General features: G+C 68.8%; 23 protein-coding genes and 1 pseudogene. 12 read left to right on the forward strand and 12 right to left on the reverse strand.

All coding sequences use genetic code 11. The features are described 5' to 3' along the window. The first annotated feature begins 509 nt into the window (after nucleotides 1–509). Nucleotides 510–965, forward strand: a complete 456-nt coding sequence (locus E1165_RS29370) for a hypothetical protein (protein ID WP_207916379.1) — start codon at nucleotides 510–512, stop codon at nucleotides 963–965. A 124-nt stretch (nucleotides 966–1,089) separates the two neighbouring features. Beyond that, nucleotides 1,090–1,284: a hypothetical protein gene (locus E1165_RS30570; RefSeq protein ID WP_371687287.1), complete on the forward strand. Its 195-nt coding sequence runs from the start codon at nucleotides 1,090–1,092 to the stop codon at nucleotides 1,282–1,284. Nucleotides 1,285–1,320: 36 nt separating this feature from the next. Here E1165_RS30570 and E1165_RS00985 read toward each other — a convergent pair whose 3' ends face one another. Continuing rightward, nucleotides 1,321–2,343, reverse strand: coding sequence for an AraC family transcriptional regulator (locus E1165_RS00985; RefSeq protein ID WP_132386714.1), 1,023 nt, complete (start codon nucleotides 2,341–2,343; stop codon nucleotides 1,321–1,323). Between the two features lie 96 nt (nucleotides 2,344–2,439). Between E1165_RS00985 and E1165_RS28730 the strand changes: the two genes are divergently transcribed. Further along, the gene (locus E1165_RS28730) at nucleotides 2,440–3,009 is read left to right on the forward strand and encodes a hypothetical protein (protein WP_165945083.1); all 570 of its coding nucleotides are present in this window, start codon (nucleotides 2,440–2,442) and stop codon (nucleotides 3,007–3,009) included. 1,236 nt (nucleotides 3,010–4,245) lie between these two features. Here the strand turns inward: E1165_RS28730 and E1165_RS00995 are convergent. Continuing rightward, on the reverse strand, nucleotides 4,246–5,490 hold the full coding sequence (locus E1165_RS00995) for an NAD(P)/FAD-dependent oxidoreductase (RefSeq protein WP_165945086.1): 1,245 nt from the start codon (nucleotides 5,488–5,490) through the stop codon (nucleotides 4,246–4,248). A 402-nt stretch (nucleotides 5,491–5,892) separates the two neighbouring features. Further along, nucleotides 5,893–6,888, reverse strand: a complete 996-nt coding sequence (locus E1165_RS01000) for a LacI family DNA-binding transcriptional regulator (RefSeq protein WP_132386720.1) — start codon at nucleotides 6,886–6,888, stop codon at nucleotides 5,893–5,895. Between the two features lie 123 nt (nucleotides 6,889–7,011). Here E1165_RS01000 and E1165_RS01005 point away from each other — a divergent pair, with 123 nt between their 5' ends. Further along, complete coding sequence (locus E1165_RS01005; RefSeq protein ID WP_207916382.1) at nucleotides 7,012–8,169, forward strand: MFS transporter; 1,158 nt, start codon at nucleotides 7,012–7,014, stop codon at nucleotides 8,167–8,169. A 357-nt stretch (nucleotides 8,170–8,526) separates the two neighbouring features. On the opposite strand, the gene E1165_RS01010 is transcribed toward E1165_RS01005, so the two are convergent. Further along, nucleotides 8,527–9,402 (reverse strand): sigma-70 family RNA polymerase sigma factor, encoded by an 876-nt coding sequence (locus E1165_RS01010; protein WP_132386724.1) that lies wholly within the window; start codon nucleotides 9,400–9,402, stop codon nucleotides 8,527–8,529. A gap of 87 nt (nucleotides 9,403–9,489) precedes the next feature. On the opposite strand from E1165_RS01010, the gene E1165_RS01015 reads away from it, so the two are divergent. Then, nucleotides 9,490–9,948, forward strand: coding sequence for a carboxymuconolactone decarboxylase family protein (locus E1165_RS01015; protein WP_132386726.1), 459 nt, complete (start codon nucleotides 9,490–9,492; stop codon nucleotides 9,946–9,948). Between the two features lie 389 nt (nucleotides 9,949–10,337). Here the strand turns inward: E1165_RS01015 and E1165_RS01025 are convergent, their stop codons facing one another. Both E1165_RS01025 and E1165_RS01030 read right to left on the reverse strand, forming a co-directional pair. Then, nucleotides 10,338–10,598 (reverse strand): hypothetical protein, encoded by a 261-nt coding sequence (locus tag E1165_RS01025; RefSeq protein WP_132386730.1) that lies wholly within the window; start codon nucleotides 10,596–10,598, stop codon nucleotides 10,338–10,340. After that, nucleotides 10,598–11,494: a helix-turn-helix transcriptional regulator gene (locus E1165_RS01030; protein ID WP_132386732.1), complete on the reverse strand. Its 897-nt coding sequence runs from the start codon at nucleotides 11,492–11,494 to the stop codon at nucleotides 10,598–10,600. The genes E1165_RS01025 and E1165_RS01030 overlap by 1 nt, the downstream gene beginning before the upstream one ends. A gap of 149 nt (nucleotides 11,495–11,643) precedes the next feature. Here E1165_RS01030 and E1165_RS01035 point away from each other — a divergent pair, with 149 nt between their 5' ends. From E1165_RS01035 to E1165_RS01060, 6 genes are all read left to right on the forward strand, one after another. Continuing rightward, nucleotides 11,644–12,663 (forward strand): zinc-dependent alcohol dehydrogenase family protein, encoded by a 1,020-nt coding sequence (locus E1165_RS01035; protein WP_132386734.1) that lies wholly within the window; start codon nucleotides 11,644–11,646, stop codon nucleotides 12,661–12,663. A gap of 31 nt (nucleotides 12,664–12,694) precedes the next feature. Next, nucleotides 12,695–13,237, forward strand: a complete 543-nt coding sequence (locus tag E1165_RS01040; protein ID WP_132386736.1) for a cyclophilin-like fold protein — start codon at nucleotides 12,695–12,697, stop codon at nucleotides 13,235–13,237. A 32-nt stretch (nucleotides 13,238–13,269) separates the two neighbouring features. Further along, entirely contained in the window at nucleotides 13,270–14,037 is a 768-nt protein-coding gene (locus E1165_RS01045; protein ID WP_132386738.1) for a glucose 1-dehydrogenase, read from the forward strand. 238 nt (nucleotides 14,038–14,275) lie between these two features. Continuing rightward, entirely contained in the window at nucleotides 14,276–14,734 is a 459-nt protein-coding gene (locus E1165_RS01050) for a MarR family winged helix-turn-helix transcriptional regulator (RefSeq protein ID WP_207916392.1), read from the forward strand. Further along, entirely contained in the window at nucleotides 14,731–15,489 is a 759-nt protein-coding gene (locus E1165_RS01055; RefSeq protein ID WP_132386742.1) for a VOC family protein, read from the forward strand. The genes E1165_RS01050 and E1165_RS01055 overlap by 4 nt, the downstream gene beginning before the upstream one ends. Beyond that, a complete protein-coding gene (locus E1165_RS01060) occupies nucleotides 15,486–15,947 on the forward strand; it encodes a nitroreductase family deazaflavin-dependent oxidoreductase (protein ID WP_132386744.1) in 462 nt (153 codons plus the stop codon). Before E1165_RS01055 ends, E1165_RS01060 begins: the two co-directional genes overlap by 4 nt. A 145-nt stretch (nucleotides 15,948–16,092) precedes the next feature. Here E1165_RS01060 and E1165_RS29380 read toward each other — a convergent pair whose 3' ends face one another. After that, the gene (locus E1165_RS29380) at nucleotides 16,093–16,419 is read right to left on the reverse strand and encodes a transposase (RefSeq protein WP_371687286.1); all 327 of its coding nucleotides are present in this window, start codon (nucleotides 16,417–16,419) and stop codon (nucleotides 16,093–16,095) included. Nucleotides 16,420–16,670: 251 nt separating this feature from the next. Continuing rightward, the gene (locus tag E1165_RS01070) at nucleotides 16,671–17,165 is read right to left on the reverse strand and encodes a GNAT family N-acetyltransferase (protein ID WP_132386746.1); all 495 of its coding nucleotides are present in this window, start codon (nucleotides 17,163–17,165) and stop codon (nucleotides 16,671–16,673) included. Between the two features lie 188 nt (nucleotides 17,166–17,353). Between E1165_RS01070 and E1165_RS29640 the strand changes: the two are divergent. Continuing rightward, nucleotides 17,354–17,452: pseudogene (locus tag E1165_RS29640) on the forward strand (HTH domain-containing protein); the annotation flags it as partial. A 401-nt stretch (nucleotides 17,453–17,853) separates the two neighbouring features. Here the strand turns inward: E1165_RS29640 and E1165_RS29385 are convergent. The 4 genes from E1165_RS29385 to E1165_RS01095 form a co-directional block, all read right to left on the reverse strand. Then, the gene (locus E1165_RS29385) at nucleotides 17,854–18,264 is read right to left on the reverse strand and encodes a hypothetical protein (RefSeq protein WP_207916438.1); all 411 of its coding nucleotides are present in this window, start codon (nucleotides 18,262–18,264) and stop codon (nucleotides 17,854–17,856) included. 613 nt (nucleotides 18,265–18,877) lie between these two features. Next, complete coding sequence (locus tag E1165_RS01085; protein WP_121398059.1) at nucleotides 18,878–19,081, reverse strand: cold-shock protein; 204 nt, start codon at nucleotides 19,079–19,081, stop codon at nucleotides 18,878–18,880. 218 nt (nucleotides 19,082–19,299) lie between these two features. Further along, nucleotides 19,300–19,524: a hypothetical protein gene (locus tag E1165_RS01090; protein ID WP_132386748.1), complete on the reverse strand. Its 225-nt coding sequence runs from the start codon at nucleotides 19,522–19,524 to the stop codon at nucleotides 19,300–19,302. 1,012 nt (nucleotides 19,525–20,536) lie between these two features. Beyond that, complete coding sequence (locus E1165_RS01095; RefSeq protein ID WP_207916398.1) at nucleotides 20,537–20,947, reverse strand: transposase; 411 nt, start codon at nucleotides 20,945–20,947, stop codon at nucleotides 20,537–20,539. Nucleotides 20,948–21,057 lie beyond the last annotated feature (110 nt).

Genomic DNA, 21,057 nt, shown 5'->3' on the forward strand with positions numbered 1-21,057 from the left:
GCAGTTAGGGGCGACGCGCGGTTGACGCGCACGGATGGCGGCAATCAGTGCGGTGTGCTCGCTGGCCTCCGGGCCAACTGGGTATAGCTGCTGGGTCGGCTGGCCAGCCCGCGGCGGATGCCACGGTCCATCCTTCGTGATGAGATGGGTTGGTCGATGGCCGAGCAGGGCCGCGTGCGGTCCAGGATTTGTCAGTGAGGACAGGCCGGTCGGCGTTGGGGTGCTGGGCGATGGCCGCAAGGACGCCGACACGGGTCCACCGGTCCAGATCGTCGGTGACGACGGCGGCCAATGTTGTCCGAGTCTGCTCGTGGGCAGGTGGCGGACGAATGGGTACGGGCTGGTGGCCGGTGTCCGTAGCCCTTGCTGGTCGAGTCGGGGGTCGGTGACGATGTTGAGGTCATCGACCGGGGTACGTGCCCGCGGCAGTAAATCATCGATGCCCGCCACCGAGGAACTGCGGCACGAACGGCCCGACCTGAGCAACGTCGTATCCAACCCGAAGCGGCATGAGGTCGCAGGACGCGTCGGTTACCGACAGCCTGCCGCGCAGCGTCCCCACCGTCGACGCGGCAGTCCGGATGCAGGCGGTGTTTCCAGGCGCGGCCAGCCCAGCCAGGGTCGTCATCTGGAACGTCTACGGTGACGCCGTCGACAGCACCGCTGCGCAGACCGCACTCGACGACCTGAAGCGCCGCATCGCGGTGCCGGTCACGGTGGTCGAGGTCGACCACGTGGTGGTGGTACGCGTCCCGCTGCCCGGCTCGGGCACCGACACCGCGTCGAACCCGGGCGTTGCGAAAGAGCTACGCGACGACGTTCTGCCCGCCACCCTCGGCACCCTCGACGGCATCGGCATCGGCATCGGCTACGCCGTCGCCGGTCGCACCGCCGTCGCCCACGATCTCACGTCCGTGGTGGCGGCCCGGACGCCGCTCGTCTTCGTCTTCGTTCCGTACTCGTAGTGGCCTTCGTACTGTTGGTCGCTGCCTTCCGATCGCTGGCCATTGCCATCGCGTCGATCGTTCCTAACCTGCTATCGATCGGTGCCGCCTACGGCGGGACTACCACATCTTCATCCTCAGCCGAATCCGCGAGCGCAGGACAACCACCGCCGACCCCCGCGACGCCATCGCCGCCAGCGCCGGAGTCGTGACCAGCGCCGCCGTCATCATGATCGCGGTATTCACCGTCTTCATCACACTCAGCGTGGCGGTGGGCGGCGCCGACGTGGTTCCAGACGCTGGAGTGCTCGCCGGTGATCCGACGCGTTCTCCGGCGTAGTTGATGTCCTGGCAGGAGAATCCCGCCGTGACAGATTTAGGGTCGCACGCCGATGCCGCGCCGGTACGTCTGCGGGCTGTGCCCGGTCCAGCGTCGCACGGCGCGGTGGAAGGAGCTGTACTCGACGAACCCGAGCAGGGTGGCGATCTCGTGCAGGGTGTACCGGGGGTTGCCGAGGTGCTCCAGTGCTAGCCGGTGCCGCGTGGTGTCGAGCAGTTGCTCGAACGTAGTGCCTTCGGTCCGCAACCGGCGGTAGAGGGTCTGCCGGCTGATCCCGAGCGCCCGGCTGGTGGCCTCGGCGGTGGGTGGTCCGAACGGCAGTCGGGTGACGATGTGCTCGCGCACCTGTCGGCTGTCGGCGCCGGTGGCCGCGACGCGTTCGGCGAGTGTCACGGCGTGCTCGCGCAGCACAGCGAACAGGTAGCTCTGCGCCCGGGGCGGCGGCCGGTCGAGGAGTTCGGCGACGAACGTGATCCGGTCTTCTGCCTGACCGAAGCACACGCCATCGCCGAAGACCGCCGCGTAGGCGGCGGCATGACTGGGCCGCTCGTGCCGGAAGTCGGCGCGCAGGTCGATGTCTGCGCCGTCGGCCAGAAACCGGAGCGTCGTGGCGATCTCGCCGAGCGCCAGTTCGGCGCCGTGCATCGTGCGCGAGGCCGCCTCGGTGCGGTGGTAGCTCAGCTCGGCCCGGTCGGTCGTGGTCCGCAGCGCCAGCCGCAGACCCGTACCGAGCACGTTGGCGTGACGGACCGCCAGGCGCAGCGCCTCGCGCAGCGATGGGCTGTGCGCCGCCAGCTGCCCGATCGCGCCGACATCGCCGTCGGCGGCGCATCGGCCGGCCAGCCGCAGCGCCACCGCGGGGTCGCCGGTCAGGTCCGGCGCCGCGCGTTCGAGCCGCGCCAGCGTGGCGAGCGGGACGTGCGCGTCCGGATCGATGTATTGGTCGAGCGCGAACCCGAGCACCTGCTCGACGGCGGCCGGATCGGCCCCGACCGCGACCAGCGAGCGGGCGGTGTTCGCCACCACCGCGACGCAGACCGACGGACCCGCCTCGGCCATCCTTTCCACCTGCCACCCTCCCGTGTCACCGGACGCCAGGTATCTGCAACGTGAGGCGATGGTAGTGCGGTGTCCGCAGTCGTAGCGTCACGGCTCATGAAGCCACTTGTCACCCTGCGGACCGTCCCCCGCACCGTCTTCGTAGGCGCCTGGTGCGTCGCCGGCTTCCTGGTCATGATGGTCGGCGGGTCGTTCACCGAGGCGCTGTTCAGCCGGGTCGGCTACCCGGGTGCAGGCTGGGGTGGTGTCCCGGTCACCTTCGACCTGGCGAGCAAGCGTGCCGCGCTGGACCATCTGGCGGCGAAGGGCACGCTCGACCTGTTCGGCTGGGTCCAGGTCGTCGACATCACCATCATCATCGGCACGCTGCTCTGCTTCACCGCGCTCAGCGTGCTCGCATGGCGTGCTCAGCCGCCCGGCGGCTGGCTCGACCGGCTCGGTCGGCGCACGACGGCCGCGTTCGTGCTCGCCCCGATCGCCGACGCCGTCGAGAACCTCACCGCGCTGGTCCTGATCGCCGGGCAGCCGCAGCCGCTGAGCGTACTCAGCCTCGCCAACTCACTCGCCACCCTGGCCAAGGCCGTGCTGTTCATCGGCGGTTGGGTGGGACTCGCCGGGCTGCTGCTGGCCACCGCGCGGCGGGCAGCGGCAAGGTTCGCCAGGTGAGGGCTTCGGCTGACGGCCGGGTCGTGGTTGGGTGGCCGCTGCTGCCGGCCTTGGTGTGGCCGGTGGTCGTTGAAGTGGTCCGCGTACTCGCCGACCACGGTCAGCGCGTGTGGCTCGTGTAGGTCAACACGTGGTCGGTGCATTGGTGGTGGCGGCTGCGGCTCCAGCCTTCGACGAAGCAGGTCCGCGTTCCTTCAGGTCAACATGGAGTACCCAGGTGAACTGGCACCTGCGAGTGCGTCGCGTGGTCGCCTATGGCAGCCTCGCGCCGTCGCGGCTTGACGTTCGGTAGGAAGGAACAGACCGCCCGCGTCTGGGTTGAGGTAGGCGAGCAGGGCCTCATTGACCGGATCACCGAATACTGGCCGGAGCCGTACGACCCGCCTGCGGGACCCAGAGCATCTCGTGGAGCGGTGGTCGGCGCTGCGGCAGCATTCCTCGGCCGGAGAACCGCAAGGCAGGTCCGGACACTTCGGCTCGTTGACGTCGACCATCCCGGGTCGGTCATCGTCCGGCCCCTGGGTGACTCGGCTGATCGCCGGGGCGTCGAGTGGCAGCTGTGCTTACCCAGATGCCGCCAACCGAGGCCCGCGCCGCGGACTGTCCGTCGGCCCGTGTGACGGTGGGGCGGTGCGCCAGGTGCGGCGACCCTGTCGTCAGCCGCCGGTTCGACGACCGCTGACTAGCGGTTCCTCCCCCGTCGACTCTGAATGAGCCCTGGGCGATTCCCGGGCGCGGAACCCACGATCCTCCCACCGATCGACTGATGTCAGGATGGAGCTCTTGCCGAAAGAGGACCGATGCGCGAGATCTCGACACAGGTGGATATCGACGCGACGCCGCAGCAATCTGGCAGGTGCTGATCGACTCTCCACGCTATGCGCAGTGGATTCCCTTCATCCGGGAGGCGGCTGGTGAGGCCCGGGTCGGCAGCACCCGGAACCTCCGGATGTTCCCGGTCGCCCGATGTCGTTCAAGTCGCGCGTCCTGGCGGCCCGGGAGGCGGCCGAGTTGCGCTGGCTAGGCCGGCTGAGCCTACCCGGGATCCGAACTCGCCGTAATCCGCGCCTTCATGATCAAGTGCACCAGACGGGCCACGATGCAAGTCGAGCGCGACCTACGGCATCTGGAGTTGCCGCCGTCCGTGCACACCAGTCGCACACCACCCCTCACTGCGGGTAGTCGGCGCTCCGCGACGCCCGGGCACCTGAGCTACCGATGAGCGCGCATCGGGAGCTATCGGGGTGCGGCTGCGCTGTCGAGCTGGACAATCTCGTCGGCAGCGCGTTCGCCGGAGCGGAGGGCGCCGCTGACGGTACCTGGCGCGACGTCGTCGGTGGCTTCACCGGCGAAGTGCAGCGGCCCGCACGGCGCGGCGAGCGCGGCGCGTTGATGACCAGCGCCAGGCGGCTCGGATGAGTAACCACCCAGGGTCCACGGGTCCGCGCCCCAGTCGACTACCTGGGCGTCGGCCAGGGCGCGGCGTACTCGTTCGCCCCAGACCCGAACCAGCGCGGACACCACCCGCTCGACTGGACCCGGCGGTCGGCGCAGGGCCGCTGCTCTTGGTCCCATGACGAACGCCGTCAGCACCGGTGTGTCGGCGTGGGCCGGCCAGACCACGGGAATGTCCTCGTCGAGCAGGACGTAGCTGGCGCCGGCCGGCCACAGCCGGCTGGTGAAGCGCAACAGCACCTTGATGCCCGGATGCATAGCCAACCCGGCGATTGCCTTGCCTTTCGCGGGCGGCAGCGGTGGATCGAACCGCACCATGCCGACCTTGAGCACGCCGAGCGGTACGGTAATGATCGCTCGCCGCGCGCGGTAGCAGCGGTCGGCCTCGACCCGGACGCCATCGCGCATCCAGCACACCGCCGTGACCGGGGCGTCTCGGACAATCACGCAGCCGGCGGCGACGTAGTCAAGAAGCCGGTCGTAGCCCTCCGCGACACGCGAATGCCGACCGGTCTCCTCGCCATTGGCCATCACCCGTGCCAGGTAGCGCACGCTCAAGCCGTCCAGGTCGGTGCACGCGTCATTGGCCACGCCGACCGCCAGACGGCCGAGTCGTCCGTCAGCGCTGCGGCCCCGCAGCAGCTCACCGAGCGACACGTCGGGGTCGATGTCCCCCGAACGGACGGTCCGCGCCAGACTTAGGTACCGTCCCATCGTCGGCAACAGCCACGGCAACAACCGCCGCACCCGGCCCTCGTCCACGACACGAGCGCGCCACATTGACATCGCCGGCAGCACGGTCAGACCAGCGGCGTCCGCCAACACTCGCGACGGGCTACGTGAGCCGTGCAGCAACTCCGCGCCTCGCTCGACCGGAAATCCGGCGAAATCCCGATCAGTGTGCACCCGGCCCCCGATCCGAGAGCGTGCTTCCAACACCACCGCCCGCTTGCCGGCCCCGCCCAACCGCCTGGCCGCGGCGAGCCCGGCCGCACCAGCTCCGACCACCACTACATCGGCATCCACACCGACACGGTAGCCACGGCACCCAAGAGACCACGCCCGCGGACGGGCACCCGAACCCCGTGCCAGATCTCATGCGAGTAGCCCGCGGTCCGCGCGGCCGCACGCTCGCTCATGCCGCGAAGCGCTCGCCCCGAAGGTGAGGTGCTTGCCGGCCGCCGACGTCCGGACGTGTCGATGAGCGCCATCGGATCTTACTGACGTACCCGTGCTGCTCGCCGAGGCCAAATCCAGTCGCATGGGTGTGGATCCTCACGATTTGGCCGAGTTCGTAATGTGCGGCGTCTGACGCCATGCCGACGGACCCGGGCTCCACGGCAACTTCAGCCACCGAGCGAGCCGAGGGCCGGTGGACTGTCTGGCAACGCGCCGGGCAAGAGATAGCGAACTGGACGGCGCAGCGGGTCAGCCGCCGGTGGATGCCCGCCGAACCAGTCGCCAGGCGCCGCGGTGATCCGGTGCTGGATCACCGAACGCCGCGGTTGCGCAGGCTGCCCCTTGCTCACGCAGCGACTGGGCCACCGTCGTGAGGTTGTGCTCCCGCGCGATGTCCGAATCGTCCCAGCCGCTGACACGCAGCGGGCTGGCCGCCTCCCGCAGGGCGGCGAGCGCCAGGTGGTCGCTCATGGCGGCGACGGCGTCGAGGCGGGGCGTCGAGGCTAGCAGCTGGCGCATGACCGTTCGGGCTTCGGCCATGTCGTTGGTGCTGCATACGCCCACCGGCACCTGGGACCAGTCGATGCCGAGATCCCGGGCGGCATCGCGATATCCGGCCAGCCGGTCACGGGTGACCGGGTACGCGACGGTGTCGGGATCGACACCGCAGCGCACGAAGGTGTGACGATTCCGGTCGATGGGGAAGCTCAGCACGGCCGGACGCCGGGCGGTCGCGAACACCTCGGCGCCCGCCGCGCGGGCCGCCGCGCGGTTGTCGATGCCCACCAGCGTCGTGCCGTCACGGTCGGGCCCGCCGTGGATGACGACCGGGCGGCGGGTGCCGCACGCTGCGGCGAGCACCGGGTCGTCGTCCGTGGTCGTCCACACGACGTAGGCGTCCACCGCCGCGGCGACCACACGGTTGCGGTCGTCGTCGCCGGTGCCGGTCGGCACGATGAGCAGCCCGCACCCACGCTCGGCGCACACCTCTGCGATGCCGGCGAGGAAGGCGACGGCCTGCGGGTCGTCGAAGGCGTAGGTGAGGTGCTCGCCGAGCACGACGCCGAGGGTGCGCGTGGCGCCGTAACGCAGGGACCGCGCGCTCGGATCCGGTCCGGCGTAACCGAGCACCGCAGCGGCCTGCTGCACCTTGGCCCGACTCTCGGCGGAGACCCGATCCGGCTGGTTGTACGTGTACGACACGGTCATCGGCGACACGCCGGCCGCGCGGGCCACGTCACTCATCGTCACTCGACGAGACGTGGGTCGACGCGCTTGCATACGAAGATCCTATCTGTGTAGCGTTACACAATGCACCTTGCCTCGCCGCACCAGCAGTTGGTCACGGCCACCTACCTCGCGTCAGCCATGTTCGGGGCGTTCTGGGGCACCTGGGGCTCAGCGGTACCAAGCGTGCGCGATCAGGCCGGCCTCGACGACGCCCAACTCGGCACCGCACTGCTGTTCATCAGCGCCGGCGCGCTGCCCGCGATGCTCCTGACCGGCCGGGCACTCGACCGGTGGGGGCTGCGCTGCACCGCCCTCCTGGTCGTCGCCCTGGGTGGGGCAGGCCTCACAGCGGCCATCACGGCCGACGGGCTCGTCAGTCTCTGTGCCGGGCTCGTCGTCGTGGGCATGGCCAGCGGCGCGGTCGACGTGGCCATGAACTCGGCTGGCGGCCGTGCCGAGCAGCGCTCCGGCCGGCCGATCATCACCCGGGCCGGCGCGGTGTTCTCCACCGCGGTCGTCGTGTCCAGCCTAGGCACCGGCGCCGCGTTCGCCCACGCTGCACCCACGTGGGTCCCGTTCGCGGTCGTGCTGCTGCTGTCGGCCCTGGCCGGTGCCGCCATCCACCGCGCCCTACCCGCCGGCGTGTCCAGTCCGGAGCCGGCCACACCGAGCGGCCAGAGCGGCATCCGGATGCCGCTCTGGCCGCTGCTCCTCGTGGGTGCGCTCGGCGCGCTCGCGTTCGCCAGCGAAAACGCCCACCAGAGCTGGGGGGCGGTCTTCCTGCAGGACGTCCTGGCTGCCGGACCCGGACTCAGCGCGATCGCACCTGCGGCGTTCGCCGCCGTCGTCGCGATCACCCGCGTCGCGGCCAGCACGCTGAACCCCGCCCACGCCCGGAAGGTCCTCGTCCTCGGGTCCGTCGCGGCCGCCGCCGGCGCGACGATCCTCGCGCGCGCCCCGTCCGTGCCCGTCGCCCTGACCGGACTCGTCCTCGCCGCTGCCGGGACCGCCGCACTGTTCCCCACGTTGCTGAGCATTGTCTCGCGCAACGCCGTCGAGTCCTCACGCGGGCGTGCGACCTCAATCGTGACGGTCGTGTCCTACCTCGGATTCCTGCTGGGACCGGTCTATGTCGGACTATGGGCATCCGCGACCGGCCTGCGGGGCGCGATGATCGCGGTAGCGGTGCTGGGCCTCACCCTGGCCGCGCTGGCGCTTCCCCTGCTTACCCTGAGCCGATACGCGGTGACGCCCCGGCCCACGGCCCACCACGCCGAGACGGCCGGCATCCCATAGCTCCCGCACCGGAAACAGCTCCGGCGCATCCCGCGATCAGCTGATACCCGGCCCGCCGCACCCCGCGACGCCAACGCGGACGCTGACCGCTCCGAGCCATCACGCTTAGCCAGTGTTCGAGCGCCGACGAACTCGCGGCACTGCCGACAAGGGCGTTCACGCTGCGGTCCGACTGACCTACGCGTAGTCCAGCAGCTGCAGGTCGCCGGTGCGGACCATCCAGTCCACCCGGTAGCCAAGCCAGTAGCCAAGCCGGCCGCATGCGACGCAGCGACTCGCGACCTCTATCGCACGAATGCCCGCACTATCGGCTCTTCACAGTTGAGGGTGTAGCCCCGACGCGGGGGCAATGGCGGCTCACACTGGACCTGGCAGGTCGATGAGCGCGAGCTTGGCTGGGTCGATCACAGCGGTGATCTCGGTGATGCGGCCGTCGTCGACGGTGAAGGCGAGCAGGGACAGGGGGGTGCCGTTCTCGTTCCAGGAGATGACGCCGGGGCGGCCGTTGACACTCGCTGCGTGTCCTCGTGCTGCACTGCCGGCCAGTTGGGCGCGGGTGGCGACTTCGGTGGCTCCGAGCGTGACGAACTGGCCGTTCGGGGTGTGGACGGTGAACTTCACTTCGGGGTGGAGAACTTCCAGCAGACGCTCGAACCGGCCCTCGCGGGCCGCGGCCAAGAACGCCGCGACCACCTCGCGGTGCCGCTGTCGGTCGCTTGCCGACTGCCGGGCGGCCTGCACCTTCCGCCGGGCGCGGCTGGTGAGCATCTTGGTCGCGTCGGCGGACCTGCCGAGGATGGTGCCGATCTCCCCGTGGGAGACGGCGAACACGTCGTGCAGCACGAACGCCAGGCGCTCGTCGGGGCGCAGCGAGTCCAGGACCGTCAACAGCGCCAAGCCCACCGAGTCACCCAGCGCCACAAGCTCTTCCGGAGCCGGACCGTCGTCGAGCGTCACGGCGAGTTCGGGCAGCTGGTCGTCGAGTGGGACTGTCCGGCGCGTGCGGCCCGAGCGTAGGAGATCGAGGCTGATCCGGCCGACCACGGTGGTCAGCCAGCCGCCGAGATTGTCGATGGTGTCGGTGTCCTGGCGGGAGAGGCGCAGCCACGCCTCCTGCACCGCGTCGTCCGCGTCGGCGTGCGAGCCGAGCACGCGGTAGGCGACGGCGGTGAGCCGGTCGCGGTGCGCCTCGAAGGCCTCGGCGATCGGATCGGCTGGATGGGCGCCGGACATGGTGTTACCTCCCTGGAAGCTGCTCCGTCATAGGGGTGACGGGCACCAGCCCCGCAAGGTAACCCCGACCAAGGAGAGCACCCTGCCATGCAGAACCGGCTGAAGAACAAGAACACCAACAACCCCGACGTGTGGAAAGCGGTCGGGCATCTGCAGCAGGCGATCGCCGCCGGGGGCGTCGACCCGAAGCTGCTCGCGCTGGTCCATCTACGCGCCAGCCAGATCAACAGCTGCTCGGCGTGCGTCTACGCCAGTGTCGCCGGGGGGAAGAAGGCCGGTGACACCGACGAGCGGCTGCACAACGTAGCGGCGTGGCGTGAGGCGCCGTTCTACACCGATGCGGAGCGCGCGGCACTGGCGCTGGCCGAGGCCGCCACCCGGCTGCAGGACGGCGCGGAGGGAGTCACCGACGAGATCTGGGAAGAGGTAAACACCCATTTCACTGAGGAGCAGATCGGCGCGATCAACCTGGAGATCGCACTGACCAACTTTTTCAACCGAATCAACCGCACCATCAAGGAACCGGCCGGCCAGACCTGGGGCTGAGCCTCGGCGACCGGGCCCGTCGAGGGATTCCGGCGATCCCTCGACGGGCCTCCTTCGCGCCTGGGGGTCTTTCTCCAGGTGTGCGCCACCTCGCCTTGTCCTCCGCCGTCCATCCGGAAGAACTCGACGTGCCTGACGCTGCCCCGATCCGGGCTTCGCCTGCCCTGACATGACCAAGTTTTGCCGTCTTGATGAGCTCGGGCTCGAGGTTGTGGGCCAGCGACTCGAATCCGACCGCGCGGTCCTCGCGTGCCGGGTCGTCGATCCCGGGAGGGCCGCTGAGGACTTGGCCTGCGCGAGGCACCTGAGCCACCTTCTCAGTGGGTCAGCGCGCGACGGGCAGACCTGCTCGCTGGCATCATGGACGGCGCCGCCGAGCATGCTCGTGGCTATGCACAGCTCCCCGCGACGTCGTGCTGGTCGTCGGCCTCGTTGTTGGCGAGGTGGACCATGAGCCGGTCGGGTGCGGCGCCGTGCCAGTGTTCCTCGTCGGCTTCGAACAGGACGCGGGCGCCGGGCATGAAGTGGACCAGGCTCGCGGTGACCCATGGCGGCGGGGCTGCGGCGGTGACGGCGTCGATGTGAACATCGCCGGTGAACCAGTCGCCGGGCCCCTTGGCGGTGGCGATGGACCTGCGGGTGATCTGCATCAGGTTCCTTCGGTGTCGCGGACTGCCGTGCCGGTGGTGGTCGCGGCGGTGGCCTCCCAGGAGGCGAGCAGGCGGAGGCGTTCGGCGGACGGCGAGCCGGGTTCGGCGGTGTACACGAGCAGCACCAGGCCGGGTTCGGCGGTGATCGCGAGTTCCTCGTAGGCGAGGGTGAGTTCGCCGACGACGGGGTGGTGGAAGCGCTTGGTGCCGGCGCCGTGGGTGCGCACGTTGTGGTCGGCCCAGAGCCGGCGGAAGTCCTCGCTGCGGGTGGAGAGTTCGCCGACAAGATCCTGCAGCCCGCAGTCGTGCGGGTCGCGGCCGGCCTCGGCGCGCATGACGCCGACGCACATCTCGGCGAAGCGTTCCCAGTCTGGGTAGAAGTCGCGCGCGGCCGGGTCGAGGAACTGGAACCTGGCCAGGTTGGGCAGGCGTCCCCCGTCGCCGATCAACGGTGCGTAGAACGCGCGGCCGAGCGCGTTGGTGGCGAGCAGGTTCTGCTGCGGATCGCGCACGAACGCGACGCCGTCGGTGATTGCCTCCATCGCCCACCGCAGGCTGAGGCGTGCGGCGGCCTTGGTGGCGGTGCGGCGGCGGGGTCGCCCCGAGGTCGGGATGCCGTCGGCAGCGCGGGCGAGGTCGAACAGGTGGGCACGTTCGGTCTCGTCGAGCTGCAACGCCCGGGCCAGAGCCTCCAGCACGCCGGACGACGCGCCGGCGATCTGGCCTCGTTCGAGCCGGGCGTAGTACTCGACGCTGAGTCCGGCGAGGGCGGCGACCTCGCTGCGCCGCAGCCCGGGCACGCGCCGGCTGCCCGTCAGCGGCAGGCCGACCTGCTTGGGCGTCAGCCGGGCCCGGCGCGTGGTCAGAAAGTCACGCACCTCCGAGCGGTTGTTCATGCGTCGAGCGTAGGCCGCGCGACCCCAGTGAGGGATTCCCTGTCGGTACACCCATCGACAAGGACTTCTTCGTCCTCGGGCGGGCACGTTGACTGGTGCCGTGGGCCCTGCGGGGCCGATCCCGATCGAAGCGAACGGAGCGCACCACGATGCGTCAGGTTGTGATGTACAAGCCCGGGGACGTGCGGGTCGAGCAGCGCCCGGACCCGACGATCGTCGAGCCGGCCGACGCGATCATCCGCCTGGCGGCGACCTGCATCTGCGGCAGCGACCTGTGGCCGTACCGCGGCGCCGAGCCGGTCGACCATCAGGTGATGGGTCACGAGTACGTCGGCGTCGTCGAGGCGGTCGGGTCCGAGGTGCGCACCGTGAAGGTCGGTGACTTCGTCGTCGGCTCCTTCTGGGCGTCCGACAACACCTGCGAGATCTGCCGGGCGGGCTACCAGGCGTACTGCGTGCACCGCGTCCTGATGGGCACCATCGGCACCCAGGCGGAGCTGGCCCGCGTCCCGCTCGCCGACGGCACCCTCGTCGCCACTCCCGGGCGCCCCGACCCGGAACTGATCCCGTCGCTGATGGCGGCCTCCGACGTGCTCGGCACCGGCTGGTTCGCCGCCGTCGCCGCCGAGGCCGGCCCCGGCAAGACCGTCGCGGTCGTCGGGGACGGCGCGGTTGGCCTGCTCGGCGTCCTGGCCGCCCGGCAGCTCGGCGCCGAGCGGATCATCGCGTTCAGCCGCCACGCCGACCGGCAGGCCCTCGCGCGGGAGTTCGGCGCCACCGACATCGTCACCGAACGCGGCGACGCCGGCGTCGAGCGGATCAAGGAGCTGACCGGCGGCCTCGGTGCGCACAGCGTCATCGAGGCGGTCGGCACCCAGGAGGCCATGATGCAGGCCATCCACTCCGCGCGCCCCGGCGGCCACGTCGGCTTCGTCGGGGTGTCGCACGACGTAGCCATCCCCGGCGACGTGCTGTTCATGTCGGGTGTGCACCTGCACGGCGGCCCGGCACCGGTCCGGCGGTTCCTGCCCGAGCTGATCCGGCTGATCTGGGACCGCACGATCGACCCGGGCAAGGTCTTCGACCTGACCCTGCCGCTCGACCGGGCCGCCGAGGGCTACCAAGCCATGGATCAGCGCGCCGCCACCAAGGTTCTGCTCACGCTGTGACGCGGTGCCGAACCCTACTCTGGGAGATGCCATGCCAGCCTCACGCACGAGCGTCGGCGTGGCGCTGTCGGCGCTCCTCGGACTGACCCTCGCCGGCTGCGGCAGCAACGGTCAGTCCGGCGACACCGGCGGCGCAACGTCCGCGACATCGCCCGGCATCACCGGCCGGGCCACGGCACCACCGAGCGGCACAGCCGCACCCCGAAGAGAACAGATGAGAATTCAGATCACCATCAACGATCAGCGCTTCCAAGCCACGATCTTCGACAGCGCCGCCGGCCGTGACCTCATCGCCCAGCTACCGCTGACCGTCGACATGGTCGACCACGGCGCGGTGGAGAAGACCGGCCCGCTGCCCGCACCCCTGTCACTGGACGGCCAGCCAGACGGCGCGGACCCCGACGTCGGCGACGTCGGGTACTACGCGCCCGGCAACGACCTGGTCCTCTACTACGGCGACCAGTCGTACTACCCCGGCATCGTGATCATCGGCCGCCTCGACGGCGACGCCGCCGCCCGCATCGCCGACCTGGACGGCGCTGTCACCGCGACCGTCGAATTCCGCGCCGGCTGAGCCCACACTGCCCGACCTCATCGGGAGACATCATGAACCTCACCTACGACTTCACGGGCGAGGTCGCACTCGTCACCGGCGCCAGCTCCGGCATGGGTCTAGCCACCGCGCAGGCGTTCGCCCACGCCGGAGCCGCGGTCGTCCTCGCCGACATCAACGACGAAGCCCTTCAGAGCGCCACCGGGCAGTTGCGGGCCCGCGGGCATGAAGCCCTCGGCATCCAGTGCGACGTGTCCGACGAGCCCCAGGTCGCCGCCCTCATCGACCAGACCGTCGCGGCCTACGGCCGCCTCGACATGGCCTTCAACAACGCCGGCATCCAGGCCCCGCCGTCCGACGCCGCCGACGAACCAGCCGACACCTTCGACCGCGTCAACGCCGTCAACCTGCGCGGCGTCTGGGCCTGCACGAAACACGAACTGCGGCAGATGCGCGAGCAGGGCAGCGGCGCCATCGTCAACTGCTCCTCACTCGGCGGCCTCGTCGGCCTGCCGGGACGCGCCGCCTACCACGCGTCCAAACACGGCGTACTCGGGCTCACCAGCAGCGCAGCCCTGGAGTACGCGCCGCGCGGGATCCGAATCAACGCCATCTGCCCCGGAACGTTCGAGACCCCCATGGTCACCGCCATGATCGCCAACGGTGAACTCGACATCGCCGCAGCGCTGGCCAATCAGCCCATCGGCCGGTTCGGCCGGGCCGACGAGATCGCCTCCACCGTGCTCTGGCTGTGCAGTTCCGGCGCCAGCTTCGTCGTCGGCGTCGCTCTCCCCGTGGACGGCGGATACACCGCGCGGTAGGGCCGACCGACCCCTCGGCAATCACGCTCGACGTGACTGGTCCCAATGGCAAGTGGTGCCAGCGGCCCGGGCGCAAGAGTCGGGCCGCGGCCGCGGCAGTGAGAGGTCTTCGACCTCGATGGTTGCTGAACGCTTGTGCGGGTCCGTCCCGAGATGTAGTCGCACCACAACCGACACGTTTGACAAGCACGTGTCTACATGACACGGTCTTGTCATGTCTGAATTGTCGGTGGCGGGCGTGCTGCTGTCCGACCTCGTGATCGAAGTGTTCCGCGCGAACAGCTTCCTGTTGGCCGAAGGCGACGAGCTCACCCGGCCGTTCGGCCTCACCAGCGCGCGCTGGCAGATCCTCGGCGTGGTCGAGCACGCCCCTGCGCCAGTAGCGAACGTGGCGCGAATCATGGGCCTGTCCAGACAGAGCGTGCAGCAGACCGCCGACGCCCTCGAACGCGACGGCTTGATCACCTACCAGGACAACCCGCACCACCGCCGGGCCAAACTCATGGTGATCACACCGCGGGCCCAGCGGGCGATGCAGCGGATCCGCGAGGTCCAAGCCAGGTGGGCCAACACGCTCGCCGAGCGGTACAACGAGGCCGAACTTTCCACGACGTTGGCCGTCCTGCGCCGTCTTAACGACCCCGGCGGTGCCCGGGACCCACAACACCACACCGAGACGGTGGAGGCGCCCACGTGACCGAGACCATGATCCCGATACTGCCGGCCAAATCCATCAACGACACACTCGACTTCTACCGCGCGCTAGGGTTCGAGGTGACCTACCAACAGCAGCGCCCGAACACCTACGCCTCGGTCCGGCGAGGAGGCATCGAGTTGCACTTCTTCGTGCTGAAGGACCTGCAGCCGGCGAACAACTGGGGCACCTGCTACGTGACCACCACCGACGCCGACGGGCTCTACGACGCGTTCACCGCCGGCATCAGAGGCTTACTCGGCAAGGTCCCCTCACGCGGCGTCCCACGCATCAACCCGCTTAAGGACATGCCGTTCTACGGCGTCCGACAATTCATCGTCGTCGACCCCGCCGGCAACTACATCCGTATCGGGCAGCCCATCACCGAGCAGTCTGCCGACGCGTCACCACGCAGCCGCCTCGAGCGCGCCCTCGAGACGGGCAGCCGACTAGCCGACGCCAAGGGAGACTTTTCCACAGCCGCCAAGGTGCTCGACGGGGCGCTGGCCGCCGATACCGGTGCCGAGCCGGCGCTGCGCTTCCGCGCGCTAGTCCTGCGCGCGGACATCGCGCTCCGGCTCGACGACCCGACGAGCGCGCAGCGTTTCCTCGCCGACGCGGCGGGGCTGCCGCTGACCACAGCGGACAAGATTCGCCTCAGCGACGACCTGCGAAGGATCGCCGAGCTCCGAACGACGCTGGCTGGTCGGGTCCCGCCGACCGCGTCCGGGAACGCGGCGAAAGAGGGCGCGCAATGAGCGCCGACGAGGAGATCCTGGACAGCCCGACCGGATGGGTGGCCGAGCACATCCGCCGCTACGTCGACACCGACGGCCGCCAAGGACACCACCGTTGGGGAGTGACGACGTTACTGCTCACCACGAGGGGCCGCAGGTCTGGCAACCTCCGCCGCACCGCCCTGATCTACGGTCTGGACGACAATCGATATATCGTTGTCGGCTCAAACGGCGGCAGCTCGCACCATCCCTCGTGGTACCTGAACCTCCTCGCGAACCCCGAAGTTCGGGTGCAAGTCGCCGCGGGACACCTCATCGCCACAGCCCGCACCGCAACCGGCGATGAGCGGGAAAGACTGTGGCGGATGATGACCGACCTGTGGCCCGACTACGACAGATACCTCAGGAAAGCCGATCGCCAGATCCCGGTCGTGATCCTCCAGCCCCACACCGACACCGGCCAACCGCCGCGCCGATAGGCCAGTACTCCGACGGGCTGGCGGACAGATGGGATGATGGATCGCACCTCCATCCTCGCTTCGAGGGCATCCTCTTTCCGCCAACGGCTCGATCTCAACCAAGATCACGTGCGTCGATCCGCCACAGACCGCTCGCTACGCGGCGTCACCGCAGCCGGATCGAGCCGGCACTCGGTCGTGGCGAGAACAATGCGCCCCCTGGCGCGACCGGAGGAACGTCCGTTGCGGACAGGGTCGACGGAGATCGGCTCAGTTTGGTGGTGCCGGTACCACCCAAAGTTCGGGTGGTAGCTGGGGCTGCCGGAGCCGTCGGGGTCGCGAGAAAGACGGTCTCGTCGGCCACCAGCACTGCACCCTCGTCGCGTAGATGCGCCAGGACGTACTCGCGCACGACATCACGCACGGCGTCGGCATCCCATCGAGCCTGGCCGAGCAGGTGCCGCATGCCGTCCGGGGGACTCTCCGGCCCCACTCGGCGATGCTCCAGCAGCCTTACCTGGCAGGTCCGACAGCAGCCCCAGCATCAGACCCGTAGCCGACGCCGGGGTTCGACCCGGGCGAACCGGTCGACTATTCGGCTCATCAGGCCCTCGAACGCTTCGTGTCCAGCGAGCAGGGTCTACGTAGTGACCTGCGGCCACCACAAGATCGTTAGTCTTCACACATCGATGATCAGCGGTGGCCGCAGCCTTTCCGCAGCCGACCCACGAGCGAGATCAAGGCCTACGGCTGGAGGTCGCGCTGGTACCAAGTGCCTGACTTGCCGCCGAGATCCGCCGGGGTGGCAGGGCCAACCGGGACGAACCCGGCCTTGGCCAAGACTTTTTGAGACGCGGCGTTGTCGTGGGAGGTGGTCGCCCGCAGCGTGCGCAGGCCGTTGCTCGCTGCCGCAATCCGGCACAGCTCCCGGACGGTCGCGGTCGCCACGCCGCGGCCGGCGACCTGCTCCGCAACCCGGTAGCCGAGTTTGGCAGTGCCGTCCTCCAAGTCGTACAAGTTGAACCTGCCTAGTACCGAGCCGTCCTCGGCGACGAGCACGTAGAAGGCGCAGATGCCAGCCTTCTGCTCGGCCAGCAAGGCGTTGTACCGGTCGGCGAACTGGTCGAAGAAGTCGTCGCCGCGGTCGGAGATCGAGGCAGCGAAGTAGGTGCGGTTCGCCAGCTCGAAGGCCAGGACCGCCGGGGCGTGGCCGGCATGCAGCCGCTTCAGCTCGGGCATTGCGCGACTCTACCCAGATCGCGCGCTGAGGCCACCTGAGTTTCCGCCAGTGGCAGACAGCCCCGTGGCCGGGTTCGGCTGGCCTGGACCTGGTCCGACCCGTGCGGGGGGGGTGGCTATGTGAGTCCGCCGTCGGCACGGATGTTCTGACCGGTGATCCATCCTCTGTCGGGGTGTGCGAGTAGCGCGTGGATGCCCGTGCCGACCGGCTCGGAGTCACCGCCCGCACTGTCCGTGCCGACATCGACCGGCTACGTCAACTCGACTACGACATCGATGCCACATCGGGCGTCGCCGGCAGCTACCGGCTATGCACGGGAACCAGCATGCCGCCGCTGCTGCTCGATGACAACGAAGCCCTCGCCGTGGCGATCGGGCTGCGCACCGCCGCCGCATCCGCCGTGGCGGGCATCGGCGAACACGCCATTGCCGCAGCCACCAAGCTAGAACGACTGCTGCCCGCACGCCTACGCCACCGGCTCGCCACCCTCGGCGCCGTCACGGAAACCGCACCCAACCCCCAAGACCCCGTCTCCGCAAACTGCCTCACCATCATCGCCACGGCCTGCCGAACCACCGAGCAGTTACGCTTCGATTACCATGACCGCCATCACGCCGTCAGCCGCCCGCGGCGTTGCCGCCGCAGCCATGATCGACTACCTCGTCCACCACGCCGAGTTCACTGCCCTCAAGGTCGCTGGCGTAGATCGCCTTCGCCCAGCCACGTGATCGCACACGCCTTCATCGAGGCACCAGCACCCTGCTGCAAGAAACCCGGTGCCCGCGGGGACCATGGCGGTACTCCCGCTACCGTCTGCTGCTGTTCCTCACCGACGACGGCGTCCGACAGGCCACCATCGATCTCGATTGCGATACCGCCACAAGCCACACGATCCAACGACTCAACCACCGCTTCGACGCCGTCGCCGCGGTGCGCATCGACGGGATCGTCACCCAACAGCAGACCTTCGAACTGATCCTCTTCAACGGGAACCCACTCCATCAGAGTCAGCGAACCCGACAACGAGACGCTCCAGCCCGACGAGAACTCCACCAAAATCGCTGAGCTATCGCTCGGCGCCGCCGGGCTCAGCCGCATCCTGCACGTCCCTCGAAGGCGTCGCCGCCGAAGGCAAGGAATGGGTCCAACACCGACGCCGTCAGAACCCTGGGCGGGGCATCAACCCGATCGGTGAAGACGCCCGTCCGGGCGCGGTTTCGTTGTCATCCTGCCGCCAGAGCGTCAGGCTGTTGCCGTGCTCGGTGACGAGCTGGCGTAGCTGCTTGTCGGCTGCCCGGATCTTGGTGTCGTGTCGGCTGCGAGGGTGAACGGGTGGCGCAATCGATGCATCGCCACCTCGCCGCAGTCGGATGCACGGGGCGCGGGCTTCTCGTCTTCCACGGTGCACGGAGCAAGAAACTGTGCCATGGGACCGTAGGCCGCGGCAGGGGCCAGGCTCCGGAAAGGCGGAGCGCCGGCAACCGGGTACCGGCTGGGGCTGAACCTGGCGACGACCGTTGCCGGGTGGGTGTGGGGTGTACGCGCTGACGTGGTGATCGCGGTCATATTATGCCTTCCTGGAACGGCACGTCGCAGAGAAGGCACGGGCCACAGGCCACGAGACATCACAAAACGAACCTGAACAGATGATGGTAGATGCGCCGAACGGCGGCCTGCTGAACCAGTCAGGCCGCCTGCGGCAGTGCGTGGATTACAGCGAGCGGATATCCGACGCCTGCGGGCCCTTCGGGCCCTGAGTGATGTCGAACTCCACCCGCTGGTTCTCCTCAAGACTGCGGAAGCCACTCGCCGAGATTGCGGAGAAATGGGCGAAAACGTCGGCGCCGCCGCCGTCCTGGCTGATGAAGCCGAAGCCCTTGTCGCCGTTGAACCACTTCACGGTACCTGTAGCCATGTCTACTCCCTCGCAGGCTGTTGGAGCCCGCACTGTGCGGACTCACGTGCCGCCGCGTTGATCACCCGCGCCGGAAGCGACACGAAAACGAAAAAAGCACCTGCATGGGCTTTGGTTAACCCATCAGGCGCCGAAACGTCTACGGAAATCAAAACTGCAACTGGGCAACCATAGCACAGACCCCGGCGCTCGCCGCAGCTGCATACGTGCGGCCTCCGTCATAGCACTGCACCACGAGGCGCAACTTCGATCGCTGCGACGCCTCGGCCGTAGAGCACGACAAGCCGGTCACCATGTTTGGTGCGCAGCGCTGCCGAGTCCCGCGCCAGCGTCGAGATCACGTGTTCCACAAGCTCGTCCTCATCGGAGACGTCCGGTTTGTCGTACGTGACGTCCATGCGGTCGCCGCCGACGAGCCGGACGCGTAGCACCGTAGTTGCCATGTCATAGAAGCTAGTCGAGTGGGGATGCCGGGGACAGTGGCGCCGTCACGGGCTCCTCCACTCGAGCCGGGCAGCCAGCTCAACCCAACGTGCAACCGCTGTTGCAGGTCCCAGACAGGCGAGGCTGACGATGGGCCACACTTGGGCGAATGAGGCAGTGGACACGAAACGAGGTCGTGTCGGTCCTCACCGAGGGAACCACATTGATCGCTGGAACCAGCCCGCCGAGCTGGCAGCGGCAGCGCTGCGGGGGGTGCGCGTAGAGTGGGTGGTGAACGTCAACGTCGTTGGCGGGCCAGCACCTACCGGGCTTTCTGCCAGCGCGGTCTCGGCAGTGCCCACAGGACAGCTTCGAGGTTTGAGAGACGGGCGTTGGCAGACCATCCGACCGCCACCGACAGTTCAGCATGCTGATGGACGATGCCGCATTCGTTCAAGGCGAAGACCAGCTACGCGTCGGTGTCCCGTCGGCGATCATGCCGAAGTCGTCAGCCACCACATTGCCACAAAGTATCAGCAATTCCCGCCCAGCGCGGTAGGACGAGGCCGTTGCGGCATGGCTGCCGCAGGCGGGCGGCCACTGACTGGCCTGATCGAGTAAGACCGAACCACAGGAGAAGTACATGACTTTCGTGTTAGCCCCGCCCGCGGTCTCTCCCTCACCATTACGCGAGCCCACCAAGACTCTTCGCGAAAAAGGGGCAGACAGTTTTCACGCCGCGCTCGCCGCAGTCCTGGCCAGCGGGCTCGAGAATGCTCTTGAAACGGGTGACCACCCGAGAGCCATCAGCTTCATCAACCGCGGCTTCGCAGAAGGAAGTCCGAAGTTGGGCTGCGACCTCCTCTGCCGGGCAATTGCGGTCGTCGGGACAGCCCGGACTTGGACCGTGCAGCTCGCGCCCCCACGATCACCGTAGGTGCTCGTCGATCACGAGCCAGATTTAGGCGCTCGAAGACCAGGTCGAAATCCTTGCGCCAGGTCGACCCGCGATCCTCAGACACCTCCAACGACTCACGTCGATCCAGCCGAGCCGCTTGGAGCGGGGCGAGCCAGGCCGTCGACGTATTCCATGCCCAGGTAGCTGGATCGGCACGGCTGATGGTCGAGTCCACGCTCAGCGTCCACCCCATTCAACCCGACCGTGTCCGACCGAGCCGGCAACAAGGCCAGGAACCGGGCCCAGACGCCGTCACGCTGCCACCGGCGAAACCATCGATACGAGGTTTGCCACCGCGGATACACCGACGGCACATCACGCCACGGTGAGCCAATCCGCACCCGCCACCGAATCCCGTCGATGAGTGCTCTCAATGTCCATCTGCGCGGCCGATCACGACCCGATCCGGCCAGCGGCAACGACTCAAGGACCACCCACCGCCCATCGGTGAGGCCGTGTCGCCTCGCAGCCACGACGCTCGGCACGAGGTCTCCGGTGTGAAGTTCCAGCTTGGCCGCTGAACCAACTACCGGAGACCTCTTCAGTTACCGATCACCGCCACGCCGCAACATCAACGCTCTACGAAACACGGCCG

Origin of the sequence: Micromonospora sp. KC723 (genome assembly GCF_004348595.1) — a bacterium.
GTDB lineage: Bacteria > Actinomycetota > Actinomycetes > Mycobacteriales > Micromonosporaceae > Micromonospora.

Coding starts and splice junctions, on each gene's coding strand:
- E1165_RS29370 (WP_207916379.1), top strand. CDS start 510: ATGAGGTCGCAGGACGCGTCGGTTACCGACAGCCTGCCGCGCAGCGTC.
- E1165_RS00985 (WP_132386714.1), bottom strand. CDS start 2,343: ATGGCCGAGGCGGGTCCGTCGGTCTGCGTCGCGGTGGTGGCGAACACC.
- E1165_RS28730 (WP_165945083.1), top strand. CDS start 2,440: ATGAAGCCACTTGTCACCCTGCGGACCGTCCCCCGCACCGTCTTCGTA.
- E1165_RS01000 (WP_132386720.1), bottom strand. CDS start 6,888: ATGAGTGACGTGGCCCGCGCGGCCGGCGTGTCGCCGATGACCGTGTCG.
- E1165_RS01005 (WP_207916382.1), top strand. CDS start 7,012: ATGTTCGGGGCGTTCTGGGGCACCTGGGGCTCAGCGGTACCAAGCGTG.
- E1165_RS01010 (WP_132386724.1), bottom strand. CDS start 9,402: ATGTCCGGCGCCCATCCAGCCGATCCGATCGCCGAGGCCTTCGAGGCG.
- E1165_RS01015 (WP_132386726.1), top strand. CDS start 9,490: ATGCAGAACCGGCTGAAGAACAAGAACACCAACAACCCCGACGTGTGG.
- E1165_RS01025 (WP_132386730.1), bottom strand. CDS start 10,598: ATGCAGATCACCCGCAGGTCCATCGCCACCGCCAAGGGGCCCGGCGAC.
- E1165_RS01030 (WP_132386732.1), bottom strand. CDS start 11,494: ATGAACAACCGCTCGGAGGTGCGTGACTTTCTGACCACGCGCCGGGCC.
- E1165_RS01035 (WP_132386734.1), top strand. CDS start 11,644: ATGCGTCAGGTTGTGATGTACAAGCCCGGGGACGTGCGGGTCGAGCAG.
- E1165_RS01040 (WP_132386736.1), top strand. CDS start 12,695: ATGCCAGCCTCACGCACGAGCGTCGGCGTGGCGCTGTCGGCGCTCCTC.
- E1165_RS01045 (WP_132386738.1), top strand. CDS start 13,270: ATGAACCTCACCTACGACTTCACGGGCGAGGTCGCACTCGTCACCGGC.
- E1165_RS01060 (WP_132386744.1), top strand. CDS start 15,486: ATGAGCGCCGACGAGGAGATCCTGGACAGCCCGACCGGATGGGTGGCC.
- E1165_RS01070 (WP_132386746.1), bottom strand. CDS start 17,165: ATGCCCGAGCTGAAGCGGCTGCATGCCGGCCACGCCCCGGCGGTCCTG.
- E1165_RS29385 (WP_207916438.1), bottom strand. CDS start 18,264: ATGCGGCTGAGCCCGGCGGCGCCGAGCGATAGCTCAGCGATTTTGGTG.
- E1165_RS01085 (WP_121398059.1), bottom strand. CDS start 19,081: ATGGCTACAGGTACCGTGAAGTGGTTCAACGGCGACAAGGGCTTCGGC.
- E1165_RS01090 (WP_132386748.1), bottom strand. CDS start 19,524: ATGGCAACTACGGTGCTACGCGTCCGGCTCGTCGGCGGCGACCGCATG.